This is a genomic window from Pseudomonas sp. P7779 (assembly GCF_013386315.1).
Taxonomy (GTDB): domain Bacteria; phylum Pseudomonadota; class Gammaproteobacteria; order Pseudomonadales; family Pseudomonadaceae; genus Aquipseudomonas.
Genome location: NZ_JACARZ010000081.1, coordinates 51,209 through 65,786, shown reverse-complemented (window position 1 = coordinate 65,786; position 14,578 = coordinate 51,209). Strand labels below are relative to the sequence as shown.

Genomic DNA, 14,578 nt, shown 5'->3' with positions numbered 1-14,578 from the left:
GCTGTAAGAGCGGAACCAATGGCGGCCATCACCCAAATAACGGATATACACCCACAACCAAGCGAAAATACCAAACCCACAACGTCAAAGTTTGTAATCAGTATCCGTACGCTCCAATTGCCGAATCAACGCATTCCAGTGCCGCGCCACCCCCGGCCCATCCCCGCTCTTGAACACTTCTGCCTGCTTCTCCACCTTGGCCACCACCTCCGCCGGCGGAAAGATCAACTCGGCATTCCCCCCCGCCTGCGCCGCAATCTGGATATTGCACGCCCGCTCCAGCCCCTGCAGCTGCTGGAACGCATGCTCCACACTCACCCCCGCCGTCAGCAATCCATGGTTGCGCAGGATCATCACACTCTTGTCCCCCAGGTCCGCCACCAACCGCTCACGCTCATCCAGGTCAAGGGCCACACCTTCATACCCGTGGTACGCAACGCGCCCGGAAAACCCGATGGAATGCTGGGAGATCGGCAACAACCCGTCCTTCTGCGCCGACACCGCAATACCGTCGCGCGTATGCGTATGCAGCACGGCCTGCAAATCGTGGCGAGCCCCATGGATCGCGCTGTGGATCACATAGCCCGCATAGTTGATCCCCAGGCCCGTAGGGTCATCGACAATCGTGCCGTCGATATCCACCTTGACCAGATTCGAAGCGCTGATCTCATCGAACAACAGCCCGTAGGCATTGATCAGGAAATGCTCCTCAGGCCCCGGCACCCGGGCGGAGAAGTGCGTGTAGATGTGGTCGGTCCACTTGTACAAGGCCGCCAGCCGATAGGCCGCCGCAAGTTTAACGCGCACCTCCCACTCTTCCGGGGTAACCCGCTGGCGGACGTTGTTCGAGACACTGGAGATCGAGGTGACGCTGCTCATGGCAAAACTTCCTGGATGGCCTTAAGGACTTCCAGGCAAGCCTAGGGGATGACCAAAAATAATAAAAAGCACATTTTAATCTAAGCTAATTATTATTTTTTTTCATATCACGCCGCATTGCGCACCTTGTGCAACGACGCCGCCACCAGCTTGCCAAACGCGTCCACCGGCCCTTGCAGGTTGCCCAGGAAATGCGGGTAGATCAGCCACAGGTCCATCACCGGCTTGAAGTCCTTCAGTGGCATGGCCGCCAGTTGATCGCGATGGGCGCTGCGCTCCAGCAGCGGGCGTGGCACCAGGCCGAGGCCCAGGCCGTCAGCCACCAGGCCCAACTGTAGCTCGGTGCCGAAGGTCTCCAGGTTGACCCGCAACGCCAGGCCCTGGTCCGACAGGGTGCGTTGCAACCCGGCACGGAAACCGCAGCCATCCGGGTTCAGGATCCAGCCATTCTGGTACACGTCCGCCAGCTTGCAGGGCTTCTTCGGCAGTTGGGCCTTGGCACACACCACCACCAGTTCCATCTTGCCGATGGACTCGCCGACGATGTTGTCCGGGAAGATCTTGCCCGCCGGAAACAGCGCCGCCGCCGCGTCCAGTTCGCCGCGCTCGATCTTGCCCACCAGTTGGCTGCCCCAGCCGGTAGCCACCTGGGCCCGCAGCTCGGGGAATTCACTGCGCAGGTGCTTGAGGGCGTCCAGCAACACCACGTCGCCAATGGTCTGCGGCACCCCCAGGCGCAGCAGGCCGGTGGGCGGCGCGTCGGTGGCCACCAGTTCCCGCAGGGCGTCCATTTCCCGAAGGATCGAACGGCACTGTTCATACACCCGCGTTCCGATCAAAGTAGGCTTGAGCGGCTTGGTGTTGCGGTCGAACAACTCCACCCCCAGCGCCTGCTCGAAGTTCTGCACGCGACGGGTAATGGCCGGCTGGGTCAGTTGCAGCGACTCGGCGGCATGGCTGATGGACTGGCAACGAATCACTTCGACAAAGGCATCGATATCGTCAATTTTCATTTGGGCCGCACATAGAGAACAGTCATTAAGATGTGTGAAAAGCATAGTTCCATAAACGGTGGCTGGATAGCCCAACCCCCGGATCGATAACGTCTAACGCTATTCAAACCGGTTCTAAATTACTTTCCGCTATAACCTAATCATTAAAAAATAGCATATTAACTATAAACATTATGCTTAGATAAACCCATCACCACGAACCACCCACGATGGAATTGTCATGACCCAGGCCCGACACCCGGAGAGACTCAGAGCATTCATTGGCGCCCTGGCGGAATTGATCGACGGCAACCCTCGCGAAGGCGACCTGCTGCACCGCGGCGGCAAGCTGCTGGCGCAACTGGTCAGCCACGATGACTGGCTGCCGGACGAGTTTGCCCAACCCGACCCCGAGCGTTATCAGCAATTCCTGCTGCACGCCGATTCGCGCCAGCGCTTCAGCATCGTCAGCTTTGTGTGGGGGCCGGGGCAGACCACGCCGATCCATGACCATCGCGTGTGGGGGCTGATCGGCATGCTGCGCGGTTCCGAGTATTCCCAGGGCTTTGAGCGTAACGCCGAGGGCGCACTGGTCGCCGACGGCAAGCGCATCCAGCTGGAACCCGGCCAGGTGGAAGCCGTGTCGCCGAAGATCGGTGACATCCATCAAGTCAGCAATGCCTTCAGTGACCAGGTGTCCATCAGCATTCATGTGTATGGCGCCAACATCGGTGCGGTGCGCCGCGCCGTGTACCAGCCGGACGGCAGCGAGAAACTGTTTATCTCCGGTTATTCCAACGCTTTTCTCCCGAACATCTGGGATTTGTCCAAAGACGCCCTGTCCAAAGAGAGCCCTGCCCCATGACTGTATCGAACCGCAGCTTCGCCCAGATTCGCCAGGCCCTGCTGGACCGTGAAGAAGTCGCCCTTGTGGATGTGCGCGAGGAAGCGCCTTTCGCCGAATCCCACCCGCTGTTCGCCGCGAATATCCCGCTGTCGAAACTGGAACTGGAAGTGTATTCACGCATCCCACGCCGGGATACCCAGGTGACGGTGTACGACAACGGTGAAGGCCTGGCACAGATCGCCGCCCAGCGCTTGCAGGCGCTCGGCTATACCGAGGTCAGCCTGCTGGAAGGCGGCCTGGACGGTTGGCGCAGCGCCGGTGGCGAGCTGTTTATCGACGTCAACGTGCCAAGCAAATCCTTTGGCGAGCTGGTGGAAAGCCAGCGCCACACACCGTCGCTGGCGGCTGAAGAAGTGCAGGCGTTGCTCGACAGCAACGCCGACGTGGTGGTGCTCGACGCCCGCCGCTTCGATGAATACCAGACCATGAGCATTCCCACCGGCATCAGCGTGCCCGGCGCCGAACTGGTGCTGCGCGCCCGTGAGCTGGCACCGGACCCGGCCACCCGCATTATCGTCAACTGCGCCGGGCGTACCCGCAGCATCATCGGCACCCAGTCGCTGATCAATGCCGGCATCGCCAACCCGGTGTCTGCCCTGCGCAACGGCACCATCGGCTGGACCCTGGCCGGGCAGAAGCTGCAACACGGCCAGGCTCGACGCTTCGCGCCGACCTCGGAAGAACACCGCCAGATCGCCGCCAGGGACGCCCGCCAAGTCGCCGACAAGGCCCGCGTAGGCCGTGCCACCCTCGCCGACCTGCAACGCTGGCAGCAGGAAGCGGCGCGCACCACTTACCTGTTCGACGTACGCACCCCGGAAGAATTCGAAGCCGGCCACCTGCCCGGCTCGCGCTCCACACCGGGCGGCCAACTGGTGCAGGAAACCGATCACGTCGCCAGCGTACGCGGCGCCCGGCTGGTACTGGTGGATGACGACGGCGTGCGGGCCAATATGTCTGCGTCCTGGCTCGCACAACTGGGTTGGGAAGTGCATGTGCTGGATGACCTGCAACCTGCACACTTCAGCGCACCGGGGGCCTGGGTTGCCCCCGTCCCGGCGCCGCAACAGGCCGAACTCATCAGCCCGCACACCCTCGCCGAATGGCAGGCTCATGGCGACACCGCAGTACTGGATTTCACCGCCAGCGCCAACTACGTCAAGCGCCACATTCCCGGTGCCTGGTGGGCGTTGCGCGGGCAGTTGCCCGAAGCCTTGCGCAAGGTGCCTGCTGCCGAACGCTACGTGTTGACCTGTGGCAGCAGCCAGCTGGCGCGCCTCGCGGTAGCGCAAGTCGAAGCGCTGACCGGCAAGCCCGTGTTCCTGCTGCAGGACGGCACTGCCAGCTGGATCGCCGCGCAACTGCCGCTGGAGGAAGGCGAGACCCGCCTCGCTTCACCGCGCATCGACCGCTACCGCCGTCCGTACGAAGGCACCGACAATCCGAAGGAAGCCATGCAGGCCTACCTCGACTGGGAGTTCGGCCTGGTGGACCAGCTGGCCCGCGACGGCACCCACGGGTTTTATGTGATCTGAACACCCCCAGGAGCGAGCCCGCTCGCTCCTCTTCCCACTACCAGCCGACCCCTTCTCCAGGCGGAGGCGACTGAACGCAAGACCTAGCCTGGAGCCCGCCTGATGCGCTTTACCCTTGCCCTTTTACTGGCCGCCCTCACCCTGGGTGCGACTTGCCAGGCCGCCGACCTGCAGCCCCTGCGAGTGGCCAACCAGAAATCCACCATCAAGGCGCTGCTGGAAGTCGCCGGCGAAACCCGGGATGTGCCCTACGAAATCCAGTGGTCCGAGTTCCCCGCCGCCGCACCGCTGGGCGAAGCCCTCAACGCCGGAGCCGTGGACATCGGCGCGCTGGGGGACGCGCCCTACGTGTTCGCCCTCGGTGCCGGAGCACCGCTGAAGGTGGTGAGCATCATCCACGCCGAAGGCCGCAACACCACCGCGCTGATTGTTCCGAAAGATTCCCCGATCCACGATCTTGCCGACCTCAAGGGCAAGCGCATCGTCACCACCCGCGGCTCCATCGGGCACTTCCTGGCGATCAAGGCGCTGCGCAGCGCCGGCCTTTCCACCCACGACGTGCAGTTCATCTTCCTGCTGCCCAGCGAGTCACGGCTGGTGCTGGATAACGGCACCGCCGATGCCTGGTCGACCTGGGACCCCTACACCACCGTGGTCACCAGCCAGAGCCAGGCAAGGGTCCTTGCCAGCGGCAACAACCTGCTGAGCAATCACCTGTACCTCGCCGCCACCAGCAAGGCGATTGCCGACAAGCGCGTGCAGCTGGACGACTTCGTGGCCCGGGTCGACCGCGCCTACCGCTGGAGCAACGATCACCCGCAGGCGTTCGCCGCCGCCATGGCCAAAATCACCGGCTTGCCGCTGGAGGTGCACGTAGCCGTGGCCAACGCCACCCATATGCAACCGGTGGCGATTGACGACTCGGTGATCAGCGGCCTGCAAACCACCGCCGACATCTATCAGGACGAAGGCCTGCTGACCAAACACATCGACGTCTCCCAAGGCTTCGACAAAAGCTTCAACGCCAAACGTGCCCCGCTTACCCAGGCTTCCCGCTAAAAGGAGAGAGAACATGAGCAAACGCCAACTGAAACTCGGTGCCATGGTGCACGGCGTCGGTCACGGCTGGGGCGAATGGCGCCACCCGCAGGCGCAACCCAATGCCAGCGTCAACTTCGGGTTCTACAAGCATCAGACGCAACTGGCCGAAAGCGCGAAGTTCGACTTCGTGTTCATCGCCGACAGCCTGCATATCCATGAAAAATCCAGCCCGCACTACCTCAACCGTTTTGAGCCACTGACCATTCTTTCGGCCCTGGCGGCCCTGACCTCGAACATCGGCCTGGTGGCGACCGTCACCGTGAGCTACACCGAACCGTTCCAGGTGGCGCGCCAGTTCGCCTCCCTGGACCACATCAGCGGCGGCCGCGCCGGCTGGAACGTGGTGACTTCGTGGCTCAGCGGCACCGCCGACAACTTCGGCAAGGCCGAGCACCCGCCCCACGCCGTGCGCTACCGCATCGCCAGGGAGCACGTAAATGTGGTCAAGGGCCTGTGGGATTCCTGGGAAGACGATGCCTTTGCGTACAACAAGCAAAGCGGCGAATTTTTCACCCCTGGCAAGCTGCATGCACTGGAACACAAAGGCGAGTTTTTTGCGGTCAAGGGCCCGCTGAATATCGCCCGCTCGCGCCAGGGCCAGCCGGTGATTTTCCAGGCGGGCACTTCCGAGGACGGGCGCAATTTTGCCGCCGAAAACAGCGACGCGATTTTTGTCCACGCCGAGACCTTCGACGAAGCCAAGGCCTACGCCCAGGACTTGAAGAGACGCGCCCGCAGTTTTGGCCGTGATGCTGATCAGTTGTCGATCCTGCCGGGCATCCGGCCGATTGTTGGCCGCGACGAAGCCGAGGTGGAAAGCCGCTATCAGCAAGCTGTGGAGCTGGTGACCGTCGAGGACGCAATCGTCGCCCTGGGCCGCCCGTTCAACGACCACGATTTCAGCAAGTACCCGCTGGACGAACCCTTCCCGGAACTCGGCGACCTGGGCTCCAACAGCCAGAAAGGCGGCTCCGACCGCATCAAGCAACTGGCCCGCGATGAACGCCTGACCCTGCGGGAAGTGGCCCTGCGGTTCTCCCGGCCCAAGCGCGATTTTGTCGGTACCCCGGAGCAGGTCGCCGACGCGATCCAGACCTGGTTCGAAGCCGGCGCGGCCGACGGCTTCATCATCAATTCACTGCTGCCGGACGGCTTGCAGTACTTCACCGAGCTGGTAGTGCCGGTGCTGCAACAACGCGGGCTGTTGCGCAGCGAATACAGCGGCGCCACCCTGCGGGAAAACCTTGGCCTGGACGTGCCGGCGAACCGCTACAGCACCCCGTTCGAAACTCAACCAACGCAGATCGCCATCTGACCAGGGCACGACCATGACGAACACGATCAAACACGGACAGTTCAATCGTCGCGGCTTCCTGGGTGCCAGTTCGATTGCCCTTGGCGCGCTGGGCCTCGCCTCGCTGGTGCCCCGGGCTTTCGCTGCACCTGCGAAGCTCTCGGACCTGACCCTGGCCGTCGCCACCTACCGTGGCCAGGACTCGTACTTCACCGACGACGCCGGCACTTCCAACACGCCCTATAAAGTCGACTACGCCGAGTTCGCCGGCGGCAACCTGATCGTCGAAGCGCTGGCCTCCGGCAGCCTGGACATTGGCGGCATGAGCGAGATCCCGCCGATCTTCTCGATCCAGAGCCACCGCGAGCCGAAGCTGATTGCGGTGCTGCAAGGTGACGTGAATAACCAGGTGATCCTGATTCCCAAGGAGTCGAAAATTGAATCCATCGCCCAGTTGAAAGGCAAGCGTGTGGGCTATGTGCGCTCCACCACCTCGCACTACTTCTTGATCAAGGCCTTGAAGGAGCAAGGGCTGACCTTCAACGACATCACCCCCGTGGCACTCACGCCACAGGACGGTTTCAGCGCGTTCCAGAGTGGCCAGCTGGACGCCTGGGTGATCTACGGGGTGTTTATCCAGCTGGCGAAATTCCGCAGCGGCGCCCGGGTATTGAAAACCGCCCTCGGCTACCTCTCCGGCAACTACCTGATCGGCGCCCGCCCCGCTGCCCTGGAAGACCCGCTGCGCAAACAGGCGATCCAGGATTACTTGCAGCGCCAGGCGCGCACGCTGGAATGGATGAACAACAACCCTGAGCCGTGGGCTGAAAAATCGGCGAAGTTGCTCGGTGTGGACAAGGCAGTGTTCCTCGACGTGTACAACAACCGCAGCCAGCCCTACAGCGTGATCGAGGTGAACGACCAGGCCATCGCTTCGCAGCAGGAAGTGGCGGACCTGTTCTTCAATGCCGGGGTATTGAACGAGCGGCTGGATGTCAGCCCGTTGTGGGATCGGCAGTTCAAGTTGCTGCCGATATAACCCGCCTTCGAAAACGCCGAATAACCCATGTGGGAGCGGGCTTGCTCGCGAAAGCGGTGGATCAGCCAACGGATGTGCAACCTGACACACCGCTTTCGCGAGCAAGCCCGCTCCCACATTTTGAACGAGTACACCCATCATGAGCCTTTCTTCTCAACCGTCACTGCGCTCCGTGGAAGTGGCCAATTTCGAAGCCTTGCTGGAACGCCTCAGCGCCCAGCTCGCCGCCACTGCACACATCGTTGATGAAAGCGGCACCTTCCCCCACGACAACTTCAAGCTGCTGCACGAACACGGCCTTATCGCCCTGACCGTGCCCAAGGCCCTCGGCGGTGGCGGTGCCAACCTGAGCCAGGCGCGCAAGGCCATAAGCGCGATCGCCAAGGGCGAGCCGTCCACCGCGTTGATCCTGGTGATGCAGTACCTGCAACACACGCGCCTGCAAGACAGCAAAACCTGGCCGCCCGCCCTGCGCACCCAGGTCGCCGAAGACGCTGTGCGCAATGGGGCGCTGATCAATGCCCTGCGCGTCGAACCCGATCTCGGCACCCCGGCCCGTGGCGGCCTGCCCGCGACCATCGCCCGGCGTACCGCCGCCGGCTGGCGCATCAGCGGGCGCAAGATCTACTCCACCGGCAGCCATGGCCTGAGCTGGTTCAGCGTGTGGGCCCGCAGCAGCGATGAAGACCCGTTGGTAGGCGCCTGGCTGGTGCCCAGGGACAGCCCCGGCATCAGCATCATCGACACCTGGGACCACCTCGGCATGCGCGCCACCTGCAGCCATGAAGTGGTGTTCGACAACGTGCTGGTGCCGCTGGACCACGCGGTCAGCGTCAGCCCCTGGAGCGCACCGCAGGCGGAACTGGACGGTGACGGGTTCCTGTGGATGTCGGTACTGCTCTCATCGGTGTACGACGCCGTGGCCCAGGCCGCGCGCGACTGGCTGGTGGACTGGCTGGAACAACGCAAGCCGTCCAACCTCGGCGCCGCGCTGTCGACCTTGCCGCGCTTTCAGGAGACCGTCGGGCATATCGACACCCTGCTGTTTGCCAACCGCAGCCTGCTGGACGCCGCCGCCGACGGGCACACCCCGGCAGCCCACGCCGCACAGATCAAATACCTGGTGACCGGCAACGCGATCCGTGCCGTCGAGTTGGCCATCGAGGCGTCCGGCAATCCAGGCCTGTCCCGACACAGCCCACTGCAGCGGCATTACCGCGACGTGCTGTGCAGCCGCGTGCATACCCCGCAGAACGACGCGGTGCTGCAAGGCGTCGGCAAGGCCGTCTTCGCTCAACGACACAAGGAACGCCCATGAGCCAGGTGATTATCGCCAGCCAGCTGGACGAAGATTTCAATCAAGTCATCCGCCAGCGCCTGGCCCTCACGCACCCCGGTGCCGAGGTGATCAGCGTGCCGGCCGGTGTGCCCAGCGACTTGCCGGCCCAGGCCAATATCCTGCTGGCCCGGCCGATCAATGTGCGCGGCTACACCGCGCCGGACACACCGCCCCCGGGTTGGCCGTACGGCGTGCAGTGGATCCAGGTGGTGTCGTCGGGCATCGACTTCTATCCCAGGTGGCTGTTCAACGGGCCGCCGGTGAGCACCTCACGGGGCAGCGCCGCCGAAAACCTCGCCGAGTTCGCCCTCGCGGCAATCTTCGCGGCGGCCAAGCATTTGCCGGATATCTGGGTAAAGGATGCCCAATGGCAGTTCACCCCGTTGCGCCCGCTCAAGGGCACCACCCTGGGGATTCTCGGGTTTGGCGCGATTGGCCGCAGCCTGGCGCAGAAGGCTCATGGGTTGGGGATCAAGGTGGTGGCATTACGCCAAACTGACACGCCGTTTGACGTGGAGGGTGTGGAAGCGGCGCGGGATATCCATGACCTGTTTGCTCGTTCCGATCACCTGGTGCTGGCAGCGCCGCTGACCGAGGCCACACGGCATATCGTCGATCGGGAGGCGCTGGCGAATGCCAAGCCAGGGTTGCATCTGATCAATATTGCCCGGGGAGGATTGGTGGATCATGAGGCGCTGCTGGAGGCGCTGGACAGCGGCCATATCGGGCTGGCTTCGCTGGATGTGACCGAGCCCGAGCCATTGCCGGACGGGCATGCGTTGTATGGGCATCCGAGGGTCAGGGTGTCGCCGCATACGTCGGCGATTTCGACCAATAGCCGGCATGACATTGCGGACAGTTTCCTGGGCAATCTGGAAAGGTATCTGAGTGATCGGCCGCTGGAAAACCTCGCTGATACCCAACGCGGTTACTAAGCCGAACAGAAATCAAAATGTGGGAGCGGGCTTGCTCGCGAATGCGGTGTTTCAGTCACTGTCAATGTTGACTGAGCGACCGCATTCGCGAGCAAGCCCGCTCCCACATTTGTTTTTTGTCGGCTGAAAAATATCATCAGCCTTACGCATCACATTCAAACCAATACATACCTATTTTTTATAATTAACTTATAACTAATCGGACTTTTACGCCCGGCATTTATACAAATACTGTTACATCCAGTACCGACCCCTGACCAGGTGGAGGCCCAATTTTGCCTAAACCGTCAACCACCTCAGGGGTCCATCATGAGTCCTACCGCCGTACCCAATCGCCTGGCACTGGCCATCTCCCTCGCCCTGTTCGGCCTCGCCGTTCACGCCGACGACACCGCCCTGCCGGTGGTCAACGTCACTGCCGAGCACCGCAGCGAAGACCTGCAAAAAACCCCGCTGGCGATTTCCGCGTTTGATGAAAAGGCCCTGGAAGACAAGCAGATCAACAGCGTGCGCGACCTCTCGGGCCAGGTGCCGAACCTGACACTCAGCCGCCAGTCGATCTCCTACAGCGCGCAGACCTACGGCATTCGCGGTATCGGTGAAACCGACCCGATCCAGGAAGCCGCCGTCGCCGTGTATGCCGATGACCTGTACATCCCGCGTGCGATTTCGTCGATGCTCGACTTCAACGATGTGGAGCGTGTCGAAGTGCTGCGCGGGCCCCAGGGCACCCTGTACGGACGCAACAGCAGCGCCGGCGCGATCCGCGTGATCACCCGCGATCCGACCCAGGAAACCCGTGGTTTTGTAGAGCTGGGCGCCGGCAACTACGATGCGCAGAACGCACGCCTGCTGATCAGCGGCCCGCTGGTGGACAACGCGCTGTTCGGCAGTTTCTCCGCTATTCGCCTGAGCCGCGACGGCACCGTGTCCGATCCCACCCGGGGCAAGGACGTGAACAACGTCGACATCCAGTCCTATCGCGGCAAGCTGCGCTACAAGCCGGTGGATTCGCCCTGGGATGTGCAATTGACCCTGGCCGGTACCTTCGACCGGGGCGACACCACCAGCTATACGCCCTTCGACGCCAACGGGCATTTCGACAAGTTCAAGAGCTACAGCAGCCTCGACCCAAAAAACCGCCTGGACCAGGGCAGCTCGGTGCTGCGGGCGATTTACGCGATCAATGACAACCTGAACTTCAAATCAGTGACGGCCTACTCGGCGTTCCACCAACCGGTGGACTACGACAACTCAGGGCAAGCCGCGCTGATCCAGAACAACCTGATCCTGTACAAGCAGAACTATGCGACCCAGGAGTTCCAGCTCAACGGCGACTACGACGATTTCAGCTTCAGCACCGGGGTGTACCTGTACCGCGAGAAGTTCGACGCCGACCGCGACAACCTTACCTATTCCATCGCCCGCAATCGGGTGATCGGCCAGGGCCAATACAGCACCACCAACACCGAAAGCTATGCGCTGTATGGCCAGGGCACCTACAAGCTGACGCAACAACTGTCGCTGATCGCCGGCCTGCGCTTTACTCGCGAGCACAAGAATTTCGACTTCACCAACTACGCGATCAACACCGACCGGCAAATCACCGGCACCAACTTCACCGCCGAGTCGAGCAAATCCTGGCAGTCCACCAGCCCGAAGATCGGCTTCGAATACGCCTGGACCCCGCACCTGAACCAGTACGCCTACGTCGCCAAGGGTTTCAAGGCCGGTGGCTACGACAACCGCGCCCCCACCCAGGCCGCCGCCGAACAGGCGTTCTCCCCGGAAGACGTGACCACCTGGGAAACCGGGGTCAAGGGCGACTTCTTCGACCAGCGCCTGCGGGCCAACGTCGCGCTGTTCTACAACGACTACAAAGACCTGCAAACCAACGCCTATGACCCGGCGCTGGGGGTGAGCCTGCGCACCAACGTCGGCCGTGCCCACACCTACGGCGTGGAGCTGGAAACCCTCACCGCCCTGAGCCGCGACCTGCAACTGACCGCCAACGTCGGCTACCTGCAAAGCAAGTACGACGACTTCCAGAACGCCAGCGGTGCCGGGGTGGATGCCAACGGCAAGCAACTGGTGTTCTCGCCACGCTGGAACGCGAGCGTTGGCCTGAACTACACCATCCCGGCCGGGCTGCCGGGCACCTGGCTGGCAGGCACCGATGCGCAGTTCCAGACCAAGTCCTACGCCAACGCATTGAACGACGACATCCAGGAAATCCCGCAACAGACCTTCTGGAACGCCAACACCCGCTACATCAGCGGCGACGGCCACTGGACCACCACCCTGGCGGTGAAAAACCTGCTGGACCGCGCCTACCCGCAGTCGGTGGGCTACGTGCCCTCCAGCGGCGCCCGCTACTACTCGGTCAACGACCCGCGAACCCTGTTGCTGACCGTGCGCTACGACCTCTGACAAACCGCTATCTCAAGGAGCGAATCATGGCTTTTACCCGCAGGGAACTGATTTCCCGTATTGCCGCCGTGGGCGGTTATTCCGCCGCTGTCAGCGCATTGGGCGCGCTGGGGCTGACGCCTCAGGCGGTGGCATCGAGCTTTACCCCGCTGCAATTGGGCAGCACCGGCAAAGGCAAGCAGGTGGTGGTAGTCGGCGCCGGGATCTCCGGGCTGGTCAGCGCCTATGAGCTGCGCAAGGCCGGGTTCAACGTGACGATCCTGGAAGCCCGCGACCGGGTGGGTGGACGCAACTGGACCCTGCGCCGAGGCACCAAGGTCGATTTCGACGACGGCGTCAGCCAGACCGTCGACTTTGATGACGGGCAGTTTTTCAACGCCGGACCCGCGCGTATTCCCAGCCACCACCAGACGATCCTCGGCTACTGCCGCGAGCTGGGTGTGGAGCTGCAAGTACTGGTCAACAGCAGCCGCAACGCCCTGGCCCGGCCGGATACGCAGCAACCGGCGTTCCAGTTGCGCCAGGCGGTCAACGACACCCGCGGCCAACTCTCGGAACTGCTGGCCCGCACAGTCAGCCGCAAGGCGTTGGACCAGGACCTGAGCGTGGATGACCGCAAAGCGTTGCTGAGTTTCCTCAAAGTGTACGGCGACCTCAACGGCGACCTGCAATACAAGGGTTCGGTGCGCTCCGGCTACACCCGCGTGCCCGGCGCCGGCGACCAGACCGGCGTGACCCGCGCGCCGCTGGAGCTGCAGACCCTGCTTAATCCCAAGCTGTGGGGCGCACTGGTGTTCGATGAAATCCCGGAGTTTTCCTCCACCATGTTCCAGCCGGTGGGCGGCATGGACCGCATTCCGTATGCCTTCTACGAACATCTGAAAGATGCGGTGCGCTTCAACGCCGAAGTCAGCGATATCCAGACCTCGGAGCAAGGCAGCCGAATCACCTACCGCGACCGCATCAGCGGCAAGACCCAGGTGCTGAGTGCCGACTACGCGATTGTCACCGTGCCCTTGCCGCTGCTGGCCAAGCTGCCAACCAACTTCACGGCACCCTTCAAGCAGGCGATCCAGACCGCGCAAAGCGACCAGGCCAACAAGGTGGCCTGGCAGGCGCCGCGCTTCTGGGAAACCGACTTCAACATCTACGGCGGCCTGTCGTACCTCGACCATGAAGTCAAAGGCCTATGGTACCCCAGCGACCGCCTCAACAGCGCCCAGGGGATTCTGGTGGCGGCCTACAACACCAGTGAATCGGCCCAGGCCTTCAGCCAGAAATCCCTGGCCGAACAGTTCGCCTCCTCACGCCAGGCGGTGGAGCTGTTGCACCCCGGCCACAGCGCCAAGCTGCAAAAACCGGTGGCGATCAACTGGTCGAAAGTCAGCTACAGCAAGGGCCCGTGGATCGTCAACGACGAGGTCGGCGAAAGCGCCTACCGCCTGCTCAACGAGCCCCAGGGCCGCACGTACCTGGCCAGCGACGCCCTCGCCCACGGCGGCGTCGGCATCTGGCAGAACAGCGCCGCCGATTCGGCGCGGCGCATCGTCTCGCTGATCGGCCGGCATGCCGAACGCCAGCAACCGGGCGTCGCCGCCTGACTTTTCTCTCTCAAGGAATGAACCGATGAAGACGCTTTTTGCAGGACTGCTGATGACCGCCACCACCCTTGCCGCCCACGCCGATGAGATCAAGCGCGTGCCGCTGCCGAACTCGAACTTCCCGATCTCATTGGCGGTGTCGGTGCCGCCGCAGACCGAGCTGTTGTTTGTGAGTGGGTTGCTGGCCGACCTGCATGACCCCAAGGCGCCGAAAGACTCGTTTGCCGCCTATGGCGACACGGCCATCCAGACCACGTCGATCCTCAACAAGCTCAAGGGTGTGCTGCAAAGCCAGGGCCTGGATTTGGGAGATGTGGTGCAGCTGCGGATATTCCTGGTGGGCGATCCAGCCAAAGGCGGCAAGCTCGACTTTGCCGGGTTGCAGGAAGGCTACACGCCGTTTTTCGGCAGTGCCGAGCAGCCGAAAAAACCGGCGCGCACCGCGGTGCAAGTCGTCGCGCTGCCATTGCCCGGCGGGCTGGTAGAAATCGAAGCGGTTGCCGCGCGCAAACGCTGACAGGGACAT

General features: G+C 62.7%; 12 protein-coding genes. 10 read left to right on the top strand and 2 right to left on the bottom strand.

Features of this window, described 5'->3' with window-relative positions; all coding sequences use genetic code 11:
• Positions 1–84 precede the first annotated feature (84 nt).
• Positions 85–879, bottom strand: coding sequence for a class II aldolase/adducin family protein (locus tag HX869_RS23425; protein ID WP_063031004.1), 795 nt, complete (start codon positions 877–879; stop codon positions 85–87).
• Between the two features lie 107 nt (positions 880–986).
• Entirely contained in the window at positions 987–1,892 is a 906-nt protein-coding gene (locus tag HX869_RS23420) for a LysR family transcriptional regulator (RefSeq protein ID WP_008434597.1), read from the bottom strand.
• 220 nt (positions 1,893–2,112) lie between these two features.
• Here HX869_RS23420 and HX869_RS23415 point away from each other — a divergent pair, with 220 nt between their 5' ends.
• The 10 genes from HX869_RS23415 (at position 2,113) to HX869_RS23370 (ending at position 14,569) form a co-directional block, all read left to right on the top strand.
• Positions 2,113–2,736 carry a cysteine dioxygenase gene (locus HX869_RS23415; protein WP_008434600.1) on the top strand — a complete coding sequence of 208 codons (624 nt, stop codon included), beginning with the start codon at positions 2,113–2,115 and terminating at the stop codon, positions 2,734–2,736.
• Complete coding sequence (locus HX869_RS23410; protein WP_177055040.1) at positions 2,733–4,313, top strand: rhodanese-related sulfurtransferase; 1,581 nt, start codon at positions 2,733–2,735, stop codon at positions 4,311–4,313. Before HX869_RS23415 ends, HX869_RS23410 begins: the two co-directional genes overlap by 4 nt.
• Before the next feature lie 102 nt (positions 4,314–4,415).
• On the top strand, positions 4,416–5,372 hold the full coding sequence (locus HX869_RS23405; protein ID WP_003211301.1) for an ABC transporter substrate-binding protein: 957 nt from the start codon (positions 4,416–4,418) through the stop codon (positions 5,370–5,372).
• Between the two features lie 13 nt (positions 5,373–5,385).
• Entirely contained in the window at positions 5,386–6,729 is a 1,344-nt protein-coding gene (locus HX869_RS23400; RefSeq protein ID WP_178903711.1) for an LLM class flavin-dependent oxidoreductase, read from the top strand.
• Between the two features lie 13 nt (positions 6,730–6,742).
• Positions 6,743–7,747 (top strand): ABC transporter substrate-binding protein, encoded by a 1,005-nt coding sequence (locus HX869_RS23395; protein WP_003211303.1) that lies wholly within the window; start codon positions 6,743–6,745, stop codon positions 7,745–7,747.
• A gap of 139 nt (positions 7,748–7,886) precedes the next feature.
• A complete protein-coding gene (locus tag HX869_RS23390; RefSeq protein WP_178903710.1) occupies positions 7,887–9,065 on the top strand; it encodes an acyl-CoA dehydrogenase family protein in 1,179 nt (392 codons plus the stop codon).
• A complete protein-coding gene (locus HX869_RS23385) occupies positions 9,062–10,021 on the top strand; it encodes a D-isomer specific 2-hydroxyacid dehydrogenase family protein (protein ID WP_003211305.1) in 960 nt (319 codons plus the stop codon). The genes HX869_RS23390 and HX869_RS23385 overlap by 4 nt, the downstream gene beginning before the upstream one ends.
• Before the next feature lie 309 nt (positions 10,022–10,330).
• The gene (locus HX869_RS23380; RefSeq protein WP_087694856.1) at positions 10,331–12,451 is read left to right on the top strand and encodes a TonB-dependent receptor; all 2,121 of its coding nucleotides are present in this window, start codon (positions 10,331–10,333) and stop codon (positions 12,449–12,451) included.
• A gap of 26 nt (positions 12,452–12,477) precedes the next feature.
• A complete protein-coding gene (locus HX869_RS23375; RefSeq protein ID WP_008434613.1) occupies positions 12,478–14,052 on the top strand; it encodes an FAD-dependent oxidoreductase in 1,575 nt (524 codons plus the stop codon).
• Between the two features lie 25 nt (positions 14,053–14,077).
• Positions 14,078–14,569 (top strand): RidA family protein, encoded by a 492-nt coding sequence (locus HX869_RS23370; RefSeq protein WP_093197996.1) that lies wholly within the window; start codon positions 14,078–14,080, stop codon positions 14,567–14,569.
• Positions 14,570–14,578 lie beyond the last annotated feature (9 nt).